This window comes from Nocardia sp. IFM 10818, assembly GCF_054655275.1.
In genome coordinates this window covers 1,215,161-1,230,676 of record NZ_BAAHJH010000001.1, presented here as the reverse complement: position 1 = coordinate 1,230,676, position 15,516 = coordinate 1,215,161, and the positions used below count along the sequence as shown (strand labels likewise).

10 protein-coding genes are annotated in these 15,516 nt (G+C 68.4%); 7 read left to right on the top strand and 3 right to left on the bottom strand.

Annotated features, from left to right (window positions below; all coding sequences use genetic code 11):
* Positions 1–9: 9 nt before the first annotated feature.
* The gene (locus tag ACYQ5L_RS05350; RefSeq protein WP_459955932.1) at positions 10–1,536 is read right to left on the bottom strand and encodes a PucR family transcriptional regulator; all 1,527 of its coding nucleotides are present in this window, start codon (positions 1,534–1,536) and stop codon (positions 10–12) included.
* Between the two features lie 184 nt (positions 1,537–1,720).
* Between ACYQ5L_RS05350 and ACYQ5L_RS05345 the strand changes: the two genes are divergently transcribed.
* The 5 genes from ACYQ5L_RS05345 (at position 1,721) to ACYQ5L_RS05325 (ending at position 9,291) form a co-directional block, all read left to right on the top strand.
* On the top strand, positions 1,721–3,148 hold the full coding sequence (locus ACYQ5L_RS05345) for a gamma-aminobutyraldehyde dehydrogenase (RefSeq protein WP_459955931.1): 1,428 nt from the start codon (positions 1,721–1,723) through the stop codon (positions 3,146–3,148).
* Positions 3,149–3,227: 79 nt separating this feature from the next.
* On the top strand, positions 3,228–4,568 hold the full coding sequence (gene gabT, locus ACYQ5L_RS05340) for a 4-aminobutyrate--2-oxoglutarate transaminase (protein WP_459955930.1): 1,341 nt from the start codon (positions 3,228–3,230) through the stop codon (positions 4,566–4,568).
* A gap of 48 nt (positions 4,569–4,616) precedes the next feature.
* Positions 4,617–6,074, top strand: coding sequence for an NAD-dependent succinate-semialdehyde dehydrogenase (locus ACYQ5L_RS05335; RefSeq protein WP_459955928.1), 1,458 nt, complete (start codon positions 4,617–4,619; stop codon positions 6,072–6,074).
* Between the two features lie 185 nt (positions 6,075–6,259).
* Positions 6,260–7,816, top strand: a complete 1,557-nt coding sequence (locus ACYQ5L_RS05330; protein ID WP_459955926.1) for an APC family permease — start codon at positions 6,260–6,262, stop codon at positions 7,814–7,816.
* 110 nt (positions 7,817–7,926) lie between these two features.
* Positions 7,927–9,291: a flavin monoamine oxidase family protein gene (locus ACYQ5L_RS05325; protein ID WP_459955924.1), complete on the top strand. Its 1,365-nt coding sequence runs from the start codon at positions 7,927–7,929 to the stop codon at positions 9,289–9,291.
* 69 nt (positions 9,292–9,360) lie between these two features.
* On the opposite strand, the gene ACYQ5L_RS05320 is transcribed toward ACYQ5L_RS05325, so the two are convergent.
* A complete protein-coding gene (locus ACYQ5L_RS05320) occupies positions 9,361–9,714 on the bottom strand; it encodes a DUF4254 domain-containing protein (RefSeq protein WP_379193073.1) in 354 nt (117 codons plus the stop codon).
* 328 nt (positions 9,715–10,042) lie between these two features.
* Between ACYQ5L_RS05320 and ACYQ5L_RS05315 the strand changes: the two genes are divergently transcribed.
* Positions 10,043–10,882, top strand: coding sequence for a GntR family transcriptional regulator (locus tag ACYQ5L_RS05315; RefSeq protein WP_379193072.1), 840 nt, complete (start codon positions 10,043–10,045; stop codon positions 10,880–10,882).
* Positions 10,879–11,466, top strand: a complete 588-nt coding sequence (locus ACYQ5L_RS05310) for a GNAT family N-acetyltransferase (RefSeq protein ID WP_459955922.1) — start codon at positions 10,879–10,881, stop codon at positions 11,464–11,466. Before ACYQ5L_RS05315 ends, ACYQ5L_RS05310 begins: the two co-directional genes overlap by 4 nt.
* A gap of 16 nt (positions 11,467–11,482) precedes the next feature.
* Here ACYQ5L_RS05310 and eccCa read toward each other — a convergent pair whose 3' ends face one another.
* On the bottom strand, positions 11,483–15,508 hold the full coding sequence (gene eccCa, locus ACYQ5L_RS05305; RefSeq protein ID WP_459955920.1) for a type VII secretion protein EccCa: 4,026 nt from the start codon (positions 15,506–15,508) through the stop codon (positions 11,483–11,485).
* Positions 15,509–15,516: the final 8 nt, after the last annotated feature.

The window sequence follows — 15,516 nt, the reverse complement described above, 5'->3', positions numbered from 1 at the left end:
CCCGCCGCGTCAACGATGCGCGATGACCGCCAGCAGCAGTTCGGCCCGGACCCGGGCGGTGTCGAGCTGGCAGCCCAGCACCGACTCGATTTTGGTGATCCGGCTGCGCAGCGTGTGCCGGTGCACGCCGAGAGCCGTTGCGGCGGCCTCCCATTGGCCGTGGGCCTCGAGATAGGCGCGCAGTGAGGCGACGAGGTCGGTGCCGTGGCGGTCGTCGTAATCGACGAGCGGTTGCAGCATCGCCTCCGACACGGCGGAGAGGACTCGCCTGGCCTCCGGGAAGGTCAGCAGGGCGTGACCGGCCAGGGCGGCGGGCTCGAGCGGGGTGGCGCCGGGGAGGGCGGCCGAGGCGGCCAGTTCGGCATGGTCGATGGCCGCGGGGAAGCGGCGCAAGGGATGCGGGGCGCTGAGGCCCGCGCGGAGGGTGGCGCGGGTCGCGGGCGGGAGGTGAGCCAGCAGGCGTTCGGCGGATTGGTCGGTATCCGAGCCGGACAGCAGGATGGCGGCGCGGTCAGCGGTGAGGTGGACGAAGAGCTGGCGATCCTGGGCGCTCAGCTGATCGTCCACGGCGGCCACTGCGCGAGTGAGGGTTTCGGGAGTCGCGCCGCGGAGAACCAGGGCGCGGACTCGCCCGGAGCGGTCGGCCGCCGGGGTCAGGTGCTGCCAGACGCTGTCCAGCTCGGTGGGCTCCTCCAGGAGCATGGACAGGGCTTGGGTGTTCAAGCGGTTCTGCGCGATTCGCAGGCGCGCCGGCTTCTCGAAGTCGAGGGCCAACAGCGAGCTGGCGTGACCCAGAAGGACCTGGTCGACGGCGGAGAGCGCGGTGGCAGTGACTACGGCCAGATGGCCGTGCACGGTCTGACCGGCCGTAATCGCCTGCACGGCAATGGATTCACCTGATGCCGTATGGATCACGCCGCTGCTCGCGCCGTCCCCGCGGGTGCCGACGAATTCGGTGAGGCGGGCGGCGATCTCGTCCGGAACCCGGCGCGGGTGGGCATCGGCGATGGCCCCGTCCGCCCCGAGGACGATCACGGTCGCGGACAGCGCGGCGGAGAGTTCCTTGATGACCGCTCGAACGCCTTGAATGGCAGCGCGTGTCATCCGAGGCTGCGCCCGGGAGGCCCGCAGCACCTTCTCGTACTCCTGTTCGGCCAACCGCCCCATGACCTTCTTGGTGATGGCGCCGAAGGGCGTCGGCAGCGGCACCTCGAACAGCGGCAGGCCGAGCCGGTCGGCGGCGTCGACGAGGTCGGCGGGAATGCGCTCGTGCGAGAGCCCGATGCCGAAGCCGACCGCCGCGACGCCCACCGCGTCGAGGTCCGCGAGATAGCGTTCCCGGTCCGCGCGACTGAGCGGCAAACCCATGCCGGTGGTCAGGACCAGCTCCCCGCCCGACAGCCAGTGCTGCGGCTCGGTGAGCTCCGAGGTGAGGACGAGGGTGATGTCGCGGCCGAGCCCCGCGCTCCCACCCTTCAGCGCCAGTCCCAGTTCGGGTTGGGACAGGACCCAGCGGACCGGAATTCCCGCGTTCACAGCACTCCGTTGGTTATCTGGACAGATCGTCGAAACCCGATTCTGCCCGCACTCCATTACGGCAGGTGACTCGGGGGTGTGTCGCGCAGCACACTGTCTGGCAACCAGGCAGTGCCGGCACTGACGCAATGCGTGGGCCACCGGAGTTCGAGAACCGCACCACATCGCAGGAGAACGGGCAGATATGACCGAGATGCTTCGCAATTACATAGACGGCCAGTTCGTAGCCGCTACCGGAGCGGAGTCGTTCGAGCTGATCAGCCCGGTGGACGAGAGCGTGACCGGCGCCAGCCCGATCTCCGGTCAGGCCGATATCGATGCCGCGGTCGCCGCCGCCACCCGCGCCTTCCCCGAGTGGAAGGCCGCCACCCCGGGCCAGCGCCAGGCCGCGCTGCTGAAGCTCGCCGACGCCATCGAGGCGAACTCCGACGCGCTCGTCGAGGCCCAGGCTCGCGACACCGGTCAGCCCAAGCACCTCATCGCCTCCGAGGAGGTCGCCACCGGCGCGGATCATCTGCGCTTCTTCGCCGGCGCGGCGCGCATGCTCGAGGGCAAGTCCGCCGGTGAGTACATGAGCGGCTTCACTTCCTATGTCCGCCGCGAGCCGGTCGGCGTGATCGGCCAGGTGACGCCGTGGAACTACCCGCTCATGATGGCCATCTGGAAGATCGGCCCGGCGCTGGCGACCGGCAATACCGTCGTGCTCAAGCCCAGCGACACCACTCCGGGCAGCACCCTGGTGCTGGCCGAGCTGTCGAAGGGCATCCTCCCCGACGGCGTCTTCAATGTGGTGCTCGGCACCGCTTCGACCGGGGCCACGCTGGTGGAGCATCCCGGCCTGAGCATGGTGTCGATCACCGGTTCGGTGCGGGCGGGCATCGAGGTGGCGAGCGCCGCGGCCAAGCAGGTCAAACGCGCTCATCTCGAACTCGGCGGCAACGCACCGGTGGTCGTGTTCGGCGACGCCGATATCGAGACCGCCGCCGACCGCATCGGCGATGCCGCGTTCTTCAATGCCGGTCAGGACTGCACCGCCGCCACCCGCGTGCTGGTGCACGAGTCGGCGCACGACGAGCTGGTCGCGGCCCTGGTGAAGAAGGCCGAGTCGGTGCGCCCGGGCAAGCCCGATGACGAGGACGCCGCCTACGGCCCGCTCAACAACATCCGGCACTTCGAGACCGTCACCGGCAAGATCGCCGCGCTGCCCGCGCACGCCGCCGTCCGCACCGGCGGTGAGCGGGTCGGCGAGACCGGATTCTACTTCGCCCCGACCGTCATCACCGGCGTGCGCCAGGACGATCCGATCGTGCAGGAGGAGATCTTCGCACCGGTCATCACCGTGCAGACCTTCGCCGACGAGGCCGAGGCGATCACGCTGGCCAATGATGTCGTCTACGGCCTGGCCTCCAGCATCTGGACCCGCGATCACGGAGTGGTGCAGCGGGTTTCGGCCGCCCTGGACTTCGGCGCGGTGTGGGTGAACGCCCATATCCCGCTGGTCGCCGAGATGCCGCACGGCGGGTTCAAGCGCTCCGGCTACGGCAAGGACCTGTCCGCCTACGGCGTCGAGGACTACACCCGCATCAAGCACGTCATGAGCGCCCACGACTGACCGTCGCGTGGATCCCGGCGCGATGCGCGCCGGGATGACGGTGTGACGCTTACCGATTCCCTTCCGCAGAAAGACTTCGATGACCGAGATCAGCTACCGGCTCCCGCAGCAGCGGGCGCTCGTCACCGCCCTGCCGGGCCCGCGCTCGCAGGAGCTCACCGCCCGGCGCAAGGCCGCCGTCGCCGCGGGTGTCGGCTCCACCGCCCCGGTGTACGCCGCCGATGCCGATGGCGGCGTCATCGTGGATGTGGACGGCAATTCGCTCATCGATCTCGCGGCCGGTATCGCGGTCACCAATGTCGGCGCCTCGCATCCGAAAGTCGCGGCGGCGGTGAGCGATCAGGCGCAGCACTTCACGCACACCTGTTTCATGGTGACCCCGTACGAGGCGTATGTGCGGGTGTGCGAGGAGCTGGCGGCGCTCACCCCCGGCGATCACGAGAAGCGCAGTGTGCTCTTCAATTCCGGCGCCGAGGCGGTGGAGAACGCGGTCAAGGTGGCGCGGCTGGCCACCGGCCGGACCGCGGTGGTCGCCTTCGATCACGCGTATCACGGCCGCACCAACCTGACCATGGCGCTGACCGCGAAATCCATGCCCTACAAGGCGCATTTCGGCCCGTTCGCGCCCGAGGTCTACCGGATGCCGATGTCCTACCCGTTCCGCGACGGCGGCCTGGACGGCAAAGCCGCTGCGGCCGAAGCCGTCCTGCGCATCGAGAAGCAGATCGGCGCGGATTCGGTGGCGGCGATCATTATCGAGCCGATCCAGGGCGAGGGCGGATTCATCGTCCCCGCACCGGGATTCCTGCCCGCGCTGGCGGAGTGGGCGCGCGCCAATGGCGTGGTGTTCATCGCCGATGAGGTGCAGACCGGCTTCTCCCGCACCGGCGACTGGTTCGCCTGTGATCACGAGGGCGTGGTCCCCGACATCATCACCATGGCCAAGGGCATTGCCGGCGGCATGCCGCTGTCGGCCATCACCGGCCGGGCCGAACTCATGGACGCCGTGCACGCGGGCGGCCTGGGCGGCACCTACGGCGGCAACCCGGTCGCCTGCGCCGCGGCGCTGGCCGCCATCGAGGTGATGCGCGACCACGACCTGCCCGCCCGCGCCCGCCGCATCGGCGAGATCGCCACGGCCCGTTTCACCGAACTGGCCCAACAGGTTCCGGCCATCGGTGACGTGCGCGGCCGGGGCGCCATGCTCGCCCTCGAGTTCGTGAAGCCCGGTACCAGCGAACCGGATTCCGCCCTCACCGCCAAGATCGCCGCCCGCTGTCTCGAACAAGGCGTCATCACCCTCACCTGCGGCACCTTCGGCAATGTCATCCGCCTGCTGCCGCCCCTGGTCATCGGCGAGGACCTGCTGGACGAGGCGCTGACGGTGCTGTGCACCGCGATCACGGACCTCGCCGCATGATCGGCCGCTGTCACCAGCCCGCTGTCCGCCCCGCCGAGGAGGCCGCCCATGACTGAGTTCCACGGTATTCGCGACCTGGTCCCCACCGGCGTGTGGATCGACAACGCGGCCGTTCCCGCGACCGGCGAAAAGACCTTCGCCGTCATCGATCCGGCGACCGGCGATGAGCTCGCCGAGGTCGCCGACGCGAGCGCTCCCGACGCCCTGCGCGCGCTCGACTCCGCCTGCCGCGTCCAATCCGAGTGGGCCGCAACGGCTCCGCGCCGGCGCGGGGTCATCCTGCGCCGCGCCTGGGAGATTCTCACCGAGCGCACCGAGGAACTGGCGCTGCTCATGTCGCTGGAGATGGGCAAGGCCGTGGCCGAGGCGCGCGGCGAGGTGGCCTACGGCGGTGAGTTCCTGCGCTGGTTCAGCGAGGAGGCGGTCCGCATCGGCGGCCGCTACGCCGACTCCCCCGCCGGCGCCGGGCGCATCCTGGTCAAGCACGAGCCGGTCGGACCGGTCCTGGCCATTACGCCGTGGAACTTCCCGCTGGCCATGGGAACTCGCAAGATCGGTCCGGCGCTCGCGGCCGGGTGCACGGTCATCGTGAAGCCCGCCGAGGACACTCCGCTGACCATGCTGGCGCTGGCCGCCATCTTCAAGGAGGCCGGACTGCCCGACGGTGTGCTGTCGGTGGTCCCGACCAGCGATGCCGCCGCGGTCACCGCGCCGCTCCTGGCCGATCCGCGCCTGCGCAAGGTGACCTTCACCGGCTCCACCCGCGTCGGCAAGATCATGCTGAAGCAGGCCGCCGACAATGTCCTTCGCACCTCGATGGAACTCGGCGGCAATGCCCCCTTCATCGTCTTCGAGGACGCCGATCTGGAGCAGGCGCTGGCCGGGGTCATGCTGGCGAAGATGCGCAATGGCGGCGAGGCGTGCACCGCGGCCAACCGCATCTACGTGCACAATTCGATTCGCGCGGAGTTCTCCGCCCGGCTCGCCGAGAAGCTCGCCGCCCTGCGGGTGGGCCCCGGCTACCGGCCGGACGTCGATCTGGGTCCCATTATCAACGCGAAGCAGCGCGCGAATATCGCTGCGCTGGTTGATGATGCGGTCGCCGCGGGCGCGGTCGTGCGCACCGGCGGCAAGCCCATCGACGGCCCCGGGTTCTTCTTCCAGCCCACCGTTCTCGACGAGGTGCCGCGGACCGCCCGCATCCACTCCGAGGAGATCTTCGGCCCCGTCGCCGCCGTCTACGGCTTCGATACCGAGGCCGAGGTGGTGGCCGCGGCCAATGACACCGAATACGGTTTGGCCGCTTACTTCTTCACCCGGGACCTGGATCGGGCCCTGCGGGTGAGCGATGCCCTGCGAGCCGGCATGGTCGGCGTGAATCGCGGCGTCATCTCCGATCCGGCGGCCCCGTTCGGCGGGGTCAAGCAGTCGGGTCTGGGCAGCGAGGGCGGATCCGAGGGGATCGCCGAGTATCTCGACACCAAATACGTCGCGTTCACGCGCTGACGTCATAGTCGCGTCCCATCGCGGACGTCCATCGCGGCTCCGATCGCGATTCGCGGCACGCCGGCCCCTGCGCCGGAACCCGTGCCCACCCGACCATCCGGGTCGGTTTCACCACCGCGGCGCGGTGCCGGTGGAAGCTTCCTGCACGCTTCCACCGGCGCCAGACCCCTGCTCGAGGAGCTTCTATGCTCGTGCAAAAACATACGGGGGACGATCTTTCCGCTCAGAGCGGCAAAGGATTGGCGACCGATAAGGTCGGTACTTTCGCGGGCGCCGTGCTCAGCATCGCGTCCATTGCACCGGCCTATACCACCACCGCCAGTCTGGGTTTGATCGTGGCGGCGGTCGGCCTGAAGATGCCGGCACTGCTGATCGCCGGATTCATCCCGATGTTTCTGGCCGCGTACGCCTACCGCGAATTCAATGCCGAAACTCCGGATTGCGGCGCGTCGTTCACCTGGTCGGCGCGGGCGCTCGGACCGTATATCGGGTGGATGGCCGGATGGGGTTCGGTGATCGCCGTGATCATCGTGCTCGCCAATATCTCCGCGGTGGGTGCGGAATTCCTCTATTTGATCATGGGCAGGCTTACGAATTCGACAACCATTGCCGAACTCGGTGGCAATAAGCTCGTTAATATCGCGACAACTCTGGCATTTCTGGCAGCCGCCGGCTGGGCCGCGAGTCGCGGCATCACTTCCAGCGAACGCGCGCAGAAGATTCTGGTCGGCTTCCAGCTGACCGTGCTGCTGCTGTTCGCCGGCGTGGCGCTGTTCCGCGCCGTGTCCGGGGACGCGCCGTCCGGGCTGAGCTTCGATATCGACTGGTTCAATCCGTTCACCGGAATCACCCTGGGCGCCTTCGCCATCGGCCTGGTCGGTTCGGTCTTCCTGTTCTGGGGCTGGGACACCGCGCTCACCCTCGGCGAGGAGTGCAAGGATCCCAAGCGCACGCCGGGCCGGGCCGGGCTGCTGTCCATCCTGACCGTGCTGGGCACCTATCTGCTGCTGGCCGTGGCGCTCATGTGGTACGCCGGGACCGGCGATACCGGTCTGGGACTCGGCAATCCGGATAACTCGGGCAATGTGTTCGGCGCGCTGGCCGAACCCGTGCTCGGCGGCGCCGGCGAACTGCTGCTCTACACCGCCGTGCTGGCCTCCGCCGTCGCCAGCCTGCAGGCCACCTTCCTGCCCGCCGCGCGCGCCATGCTGGCCATGAGCGCCTACCGGGCGCTGCCCGAGCGGTTCGCCGCCGTGCACCCGACCTATCAGGTGCCGCGCTTCGCGACCGCGGTGGCCGCGGTGGTGGCGGGCGCGTTCTACGCCATCACGGCACTGCTGTCGGAGAACGTCCTGATGGACACCATTGCCGCCATGGGCATCATGATCTGCTGGTACTACGGCATCACCGCCTTCGCCTGCGTCTGGTACTTCCGCAAGCGGTGGTTCGCCTCGGCCCGCAATGTCGTGTTCAAGCTGGCGTTCCCGCTGCTCGGCGGGGCCATGCTGCTGATCATCTTCGGCATCTCGGTCTCGGAGAGCCTGGATCCCGAGGTGGGCAGCGGCGCCTCGATCTTCGGCATCGGCCTGGTGTTCTACCTGGGCTTCGGCATTCTCGCCCTGGGCGCGGTGCTCATGCTCCTCGCCCGCTGGCAGGATCCGGAGTACTTCCGCGGCCGCACCCTGCCGCGCGCGGTCTCCGGGGAGCCGCTGCCCGCACCGGCGCGCCGTTCTGTCGAATGAGTCCTCGGCCACTTCGCCGATCCGGTGGGGGCGCGGACCCCCACCGGCGCACATACTGGAATCAGCAATCTTCGGGTTATCCGAACCTCGATGTTCAGCAAGGAGCTCTCGTGCCTGTCATCACTCGTGACGTCGTGGTCGTCGGAGCCGGGCCCTCCGGTCTGACCGCCGCCGTGGAATTGCGCAAATCCGGCCTGTCCGTGACCGTGCTGGAGGCGCGCGATCGGGTGGGTGGGCGCACCTGGACCGGGGATATCGACGGCGCGATGATCGAGATCGGCGGGCAGTGGCTCTCGCCGCATCACACCGCTGCCCTCGAACTGGTCGAGGAGCTCGGGCTGGAGACCTTCAGCCGCTACCGCGAGGGCGAGTCGGTGTTCCTGGCCGCCGACGGGACCCGCCAGCAGTTCACCGGGGACGTATTCCCGGCGCCCCCGGCCACCGCCGCCGAGATCGACCGGCTCATCAAGCTGCTCGACGAACTGGCCGCCGAGGTCGGGGCCGAGCAGCCGTGGGCGCATCCGCTTGCCGCGGAGCTGGATTCGATTCCGTTCAGCCTGTGGCTGGAGCGGCAGTCCGAGGACGAGTACGCGCGGGAGACCGTGGCGTTCTTCGTGTCCGGGGCCATGCTGACCAAGCCCGCGCACACCTTCTCCACGCTGCAAGCGCTGCAGATGGCGGCCGCGCAGGGTTCCTACACCGCACTGGCCACCGATACGTTCATGCTCGACAAGCGGGTCGTGGGCGGTATGCAGCAGGTGTCGCAGCGGCTGGCCGCGGTCATCGGCGCGGATCTGCACCTGAATTCGCCGGTGCGGCGGGTGGAGTGGTCGGAGAACGGGGTCGTCGTGTTCGCCGATGGCGGGCTGGAGGTCCGGGCCGATCGCGTGATCCTGGCGGTGCCGCCGAACCTGTACTCCTGCCTCAGCTTCGACCCGCCGCTGCCGCGCCGCCGGCACCAGATGTACCAGCACATGTCCTTCGGCTTCGTGGTGAAGGTGCACGCGGTGTACCCGACGCCGTTCTGGCGGGAAAAGGGTTTGTCCGGAACCGGTTTCAGCGACACCGATATGGTGTCCGAGGTCTACGACAACACCAACCACGGCGCGGAGAACGGCGCACTGGTCGGTTTCATCGCGCACGAGCAGGCCGACGCGTTCTTCGCCATGGACGCCGCGCAGCGCAAGCAGGCGGCGCTGGACTGCCTGGTCCGCTACCTCGGGCCCGAGGCCGGGAATCCGGACGTTTACTACGAATCCGACTGGGGCGCAGAGGAATGGACGCGCGGCGCCTACGGCGTCAGCTTCGACCTCGGCGGCCTGACCCGCTACGGCCGCGACCATCGCGACCCCATCGGGCCCATGCACTTCGCCTGCTCGGATCTGGCCGGGCACGGCTTCCAGCACGTGGACGGCGCGGTGCGCATGGGCCGTCGCGCCGCGGCCGCCATCGTGGCCGAGCGGTCTCTGGTGTGACGTGCTGATCCGGGCCGACGTCCCGCCGGGGCCCGCCCTTGGGGCTCCGGCAGGACTGCCGGCACCGATCTACCAGGCGGGGAGCCGACGCCGTCCGGCGAGCACGTCGCGGACGAGATCGTCGTAGGCGTCGGACAATTCGGCCAGATGATGCCAGGCGCCGTGCAGCATTTCGTCATTGGCGTCGAGGGTCATCAACGCGTGGTGCGCGCGGACGGACGCCTCGGCCAGCCGGTCGATGACCGACCCGACGGTTTCGGTGTGCAGCGTGGCGCCGAGCCGATGCTGGGGCACCGAGCGCACGATCCAGTCATCGATGGCCATGACCAATTCGATTCGGCGGCGCTTGTTTTCGATGATCGAGGTGGGATCCGTTTCCGGGCCCGTGCCGCCCCGGCCTACCAGGCGCTTCTCGTGGAGCACCGCCAGATCATGGGCGAACCACAGCAGTGGCCCGCCGATGACGCGGTGACCGCGGCATGCGCGTAAGAGTAGGTCGGAGGTCGGCAATAGCCCGGTTGCGAGGGTTTGCGCCTCAATGTCCGCATACTGAGGGGACACGTCGGGCAATGCCACAACGACCGTATTTGATGTCTCCGAACCTGCCACGTTGCCTCGCGTTCATCGACGTACAACACCGCATTCAGGACGTTCATTACAATAAACTTCTAAACCTGGCTGTCAAGCCTTACACGGCGGTTCGCGCACCGGAGTAGACTTCGGTGCCTTGAAGCAACAACCCAGGAGCGACATGGGTGACGGTCCGAGATATCAACGGATCGCAGACCTCCTCCGCGAGGAGATCCGCGCCGGCAAATGGAAACCGGGCGATCGACTACCAAGCCACAACGAGCTGGCCGATCAGATGAATGTCTCGATCACCACGGCTCGCAATGCGATACAGCTCCTGGTCGCCGAAAACCTGGTCTACACAGCTACTTCCAGAGGCACGATTGTACGCAGTCAAGAAGTGCTGGAATCGGTTGTCACCAACCACATTCGGCCGGACAGGCCGAAAGCCTCGCACGATATCTTCGTCGAGATAGCGCGCGAGGCCGGCCGGGAGCCGTCCAAACAGTTCAGTGCGCGAATGGAACCGGCCAGTCCGGAGGTGGCGCACTGGCTCGGGGTGGAGAAGGATTCCTGGGTGGTGTCCCGCACCGTCATGCAGTACCTGGACAATGAGCCCTGGTCCTGGGAGGTCAGCTTCTATCCGCGAGATCTGGCCGAGGCCACCGGGATCGACGTCCCGCACGACATCCCGGAGGGCACCACCCGCCGCCTCGCCGACCGCGGCTTCGCCGAGACGGCCCATCGCGACACGGTGGTGTCCCGTCCCGCCACCGCGGAGGAGGCGGCCGTGCTCGGGGTGGGTCCCGGCACCATCCTGCTCGACCATCTCCGCATCGGCGCCAACCACGAGCGCATCACCCGGGTGACCCGTCACCGCTCCACCGCCGCCCGTAACCGCCTGGCCTACGAGCTGGGCGACGATCCGGGCATCGACATCATCCGCAAATCCCTCGGGGCCCCTTGTCCCCCAGGCAATTCGCACTCCTTCGGAAGTTCCCTCCTACCCGGCTCGCCATGAATCCGCACCTCCGCCCGGCCCGTATCGGAGACCTCGGAACCATCACCAGGCTCCGCCTGCAACGCACCCACTGGCTGGCGGCCCGCGGCAGCGACCAATGGACCAGGGCCGGACGAGGTCTCCCCATCGAGACCTTCGTCCGGTCCGTGGCCCTGTCGGTCCGCAATGGCGAAACTTGGATGGCCGAGGTCGACGGCCACCCCGCCGGCACCATCACGATCAATCACCGCGCCGATGAAGGCCTGTGGTCCCCAGGCGAACTAGCCGATTCCCTCATCGTCCACTACATGATCGTCGACCTCCGCTACGCCGGAAACCGCATCGGCGAAGCCCTCCTCAACCACGCCACCATCCAGGCCCGCGACCACAGCCGCGGCTGGGTCCGCCTCGACGCCTGGACCACCAACCACGCCCTGCACGACTACTACCGCCGCGTCGGCTTCACCCTCGTCCGCATCGCGGGCCCCGAAGCCACCGGCCCGTCAAGAGCCCTTTTCGAAAGGCCCACCGCCGGTTGGCTTCCCACCTGGACAAACCAGACACAACCCGCCCTCCCCCACCGCACCGAACTCCACGCCGGCTGACCGGCGTGGCCATCCGCTACAGACCCGGGAGGTCGGCGATCTGGATCATCTCCTTGCCGTGGTTGCGGGAGATGAGCATGCCCCGGCCCGGGGGGAGCTTCTGCGGGCGCTCGTCGCCGATCAGCTTTCCTTCGTCCTTGGGACCGGACATCATGAGGGTGTCCACCGAGAGGTTCTTCATGGCGCCGAGGACGCCGTCGTAGAGGGCTCGGGAGACGCCGCCCATGCGGCGGGTGACGATGACGTGGAGGCCGATGTCCCGGGCTTGGGGCAGGTACTCGACCAGGGGGGCCAGCGGGTTCTGCAGGCCGCCGGTCGCCACCATGTCGTAATCGTCGATGATGACGTAGATCTCGGGGCCGGACCACCAGCTGCGGTCGCGGAGTTGCTGGGGGGTGATGTCGGAGCCGGGGATGCGCTTCGACAGGTAGTTCACGACCTCCAGGATCATGCCGCCGCAGGTCTGGGACGACGTGGAGTAGCCGGCCAGCTGATCGCCTTCGAGGACGCCGAGCAGGGTGCGGCGGTAGTCGATGAGGATGACGCGGGCCTGGTCGGCGGTGGAGTTGTCGGCGATGCCGCGGATGACATTGCGGAGGAAGGTGGTTTTGCCGGATTCCACGTCCGCGAAGCACATGAAGTGCGGGTCGGTGCTGAAATCCAGGACCACGGGCTGCAGTTCGGATTCGCCGAGGCCGACGACCACGCGGGTGGGGCCCTGCTGGACGCCGTGGGCGCGCGCCACTTCCAGGATCTGGTCGCGGTGGGCGTTCATGGGCAGCATGCGGACCTCGGGGGCGCGGCGGCTGCCGTAGAGGGCCTGCATCTGGGTCTTGGCGGCGTTCACGCCCTCCGACAGAGTCTGCGGATCGGTGTCGGAGTCCAGGCGCGGCAGGGCGATCAGCATGTGCAGCTGGTCGACGGTGAGACCGCGGCCGGGACGGTTGAGCGGGACGTTGACGGCGATGCGGCGGCCCATTTCCGAGTCGGAGGGGTCGCCGAGGCGCAGCTCGATGCGGGTACCGATCTGGTCCTTGATGGCGGGGCGGATCTCCGCCCAGCGGTTGGCGCCCAGCATGACGTGGATGCCGTAGGAAAGACCTTGCGCGGCAAGCTGGTTGACCGCGCCTTCGAGGGAGTCGAAGTCCTCGCGGATGACGGCCCAGCCGTCGATGACGAGGAAGACGTCGCCGAACTTGTCCTGCAGCACCGGGTCGTCGGTCGAGCCCTGCGCCAGCGCGGCGTGCTTGCGCTGCCGGTACTGGGTCATGGATTCGATGCCGAGCGCCGCGAAGCGCTCCTCCCGCTGATGCAGCAGGGTGGACAGCTCGGCGATGGTGCGCCGCACCCGGTCCACGTCCAGCTTGTTGGCGACCGAGCCGACATGCGGGAGCCCGGACAGACCGGCCATGGAACCGCCACCGAAATCGAGGCAGTAGAACTGCAACTGCTCCGGGGTGTGGGTGGCCGCGGCGGCCATGATGATGGTGCGCAGCGTGGTCGACTTACCGGCCTGCGGACCGCCGACGACCGCCACATTGCCCTGTGCGCCCGCGAGATTGATGGTGAGCACATCGCGGCGCTGCTCGTAGGGCTTGTCGATGATGCCGATCGGCATCCACAGCTGCCCGTGCCGGTTGACCGACGAGGTCCAGTCCGGATCCGGCAGCAGCATGTCGACGGTGGGCGACTCCTCCAGCGGCGGCAGCCACACCTCGTGCGCCGGACGGCCGTGGCCGGTCAGGCGTTTCACCACGGTCTGCAGCAGGCTGTCGGGAAGCCCCTCGTCGGCCGAGGGCGGCGGCGGAGGCAGCAGATCCAGCGGATCGTCGGTCTGCGGGGGCTCGGGCAGTTCGAGCATCTCCACCGGCGACGCGGTGAACAGTCGCGGCGGCGCCTCGGCCACCGCCGTCCCGTCGGCCGTGCGGGTGGCGCGCGGCGCGACATAGGGACCGGAGACGTAGGACGCGTTGAACCGCAACGGATCCGAGGCGTCGCTCTTGAGGTAGCCGGAACCGGGCACGCCCGGCAGGTGGTAGGCGTCGGTGATACCCAGCACCGCGCGGGATTCATTGGCGGAGAACGTACGCAGGCCGATGCGGTAGGACAGGTGAGAGTCCAGGCCGCGCATCTTGTTCTCTTCCAATCGCTGCGAGGCCAGCAGCAGATGCACGTGCAGCGAGCGGCCCAGGCGGCCGATCATGACGAACAGATCGGCGAAATCCGGCTTCTGCGAGAGCAGTTCGGAGAACTCGTCGATGACGATGAACAGCGCCGGTAGCGGATCCAGCGGCACGCCGGCGGCGCGCGCCTTCTCGTAGTCGGTGACATTGGCGAAATTGCCCGCCGTGCGCAGCAATTCCTGCCGCCGGTTCATCTCACCGGCCAGCGCGTCACGCATACGGTCGACGAGCTCGAGTTCCTCTTCGAGGTTGGTGATGACCGCCGCGACGTGCGGCAGCGGATCCATGCCGAGGAAGGTCGCGCCGCCCTTGAAGTCGACCAGCACCAGGTTCAGCTGGTCGGGCGAATGCACGGTGACCATCGAAAGAATCAGCGTGCGAAGGAATTCCGACTTACCCGAACCGGTCGCACCGATGCACAGGCCGTGCGGGCCCATGCCGTTCTCGGCGGATTCCTTGATGTCGATCTCGACGGGCGTGCCGTCGGGGGTGATGCCGATCGGCACCCGCAGCCGCTCGCGCCCGAAGCGCGGCCGCCACACCTTGGCGGGGTCGATCTGCGCGGCATCGGGCACCTTGAGCAGCGCCATCAGGCCCGGGTCCGCGGTGGAGGTATTGTCGCCGAGGCTCACGATCTGGGCCGCGGTGGCGATCCGGAAGCGCGCCAAGCTGCGCGCGAAGGCCTCGGCGTCGGCGAGCGTCACCTGGTCGGCGGTGGCGAATTTCTCGGTGCCCGAGGCACTCTTGGCGAACACGTCGCCGCCGGAGGCCACCAGCTGCAGACCGCGCCGCGCGGCCAGGCTGTTCTCGGTGCCGCTGAGGTCGATGACGGTCACGGCGTCCAAGCCGGATTCGCTGATGAGCCGCTCGGATCCGCTCACATAGCCGTCGTCGACGACCACGACCAGATGCAGACGCCCCTGTGTCGGTTGCGGATTGCGCATGAACCGCCCGCGCTCGAGCAGATCGTCGGCGAGCGCGGTCTCCAGCTCACCGAGCGATCCGTACATCATGCGCGCCGCGCCCATGCCGTCGCGCTGCGACGGATGCTGCAGGTGCGGAAGCCATTTCGCCCAGCCCCATGCCGCGGCGTCGGGATCCGCGCACACGATGGCCACCGCCACGTGGTCGGGCCCGTGGAAGGCGCACAGCTCCATCAGCATGGCCTGCACCAGCATTCGGGAATCCTCGGCCGGCCCTTCGACATTGATGGCCGGGAAGGCCCGCAGCGACACCGCGGTCGGCAGGTGGTGCACCACGGAGTGGGTGCGCACGAAGCGACGCAGCGCCACCGTCGACACCGGCTCCAGATCCTCGAGCGGACCCGTCTCCGGCCTGGCGAGTTTCGCGGCCAGCCGGTGCGTGCCGATGCCCACCCGCACATGCCCGAAGTCGGGATCGTTGGGCCGCCGCTCCCACATCCGCCGGGTGCCGACGATGGAGGGCAGATCCGCCGGTTCCGGATGGCTCCACACCAGCGTCTCCAGCTGCTTGGTGGCCGTCCGCCGCACTTCCCGGCGGGTCTGATCGAGGTAGCGGAAGTAGTCCTTGCGGTCCTCGTTCAGCTCGGCGGCGTTCTTGTTGCCGCTGCGCTGGCCCATGAACATGCCGGCCATGCCCATGATCATCATCATCGGGAACATCATCATCATGGGGTTGGACAGGATCGACCGCCCCATCATCGCCATCATGGCGATCATGCCGATCATGGCGACGATCATGACCACCGGCATGAGCTTGCTGAGCAGCGATCCGGCGACCGCGCGCGGGATCTCCGGCGGTGCGGTCAGCGCCATCTCACCGCCCGGCGCGCGCGGCGGCGCGATCCGGGGCCGGCGAACGAAACCTTCGGTAGCCATGATGATCT

Coding starts and splice junctions, on each gene's coding strand:
- ACYQ5L_RS05345 (WP_459955931.1), top strand. CDS start 1,721: ATGACCGAGATGCTTCGCAATTACATAGACGGCCAGTTCGTAGCCGCT.
- ACYQ5L_RS05310 (WP_459955922.1), top strand. CDS start 10,879: ATGAATCCGCACCTCCGCCCGGCCCGTATCGGAGACCTCGGAACCATC.
- eccCa (WP_459955920.1), bottom strand. CDS start 15,508: ATGGCTACCGAAGGTTTCGTTCGCCGGCCCCGGATCGCGCCGCCGCGC.
- gabT (WP_459955930.1), top strand. CDS start 3,228: ATGACCGAGATCAGCTACCGGCTCCCGCAGCAGCGGGCGCTCGTCACC.
- ACYQ5L_RS05330 (WP_459955926.1), top strand. CDS start 6,260: ATGCTCGTGCAAAAACATACGGGGGACGATCTTTCCGCTCAGAGCGGC.
- ACYQ5L_RS05335 (WP_459955928.1), top strand. CDS start 4,617: ATGACTGAGTTCCACGGTATTCGCGACCTGGTCCCCACCGGCGTGTGG.
- ACYQ5L_RS05315 (WP_379193072.1), top strand. CDS start 10,043: ATGGGTGACGGTCCGAGATATCAACGGATCGCAGACCTCCTCCGCGAG.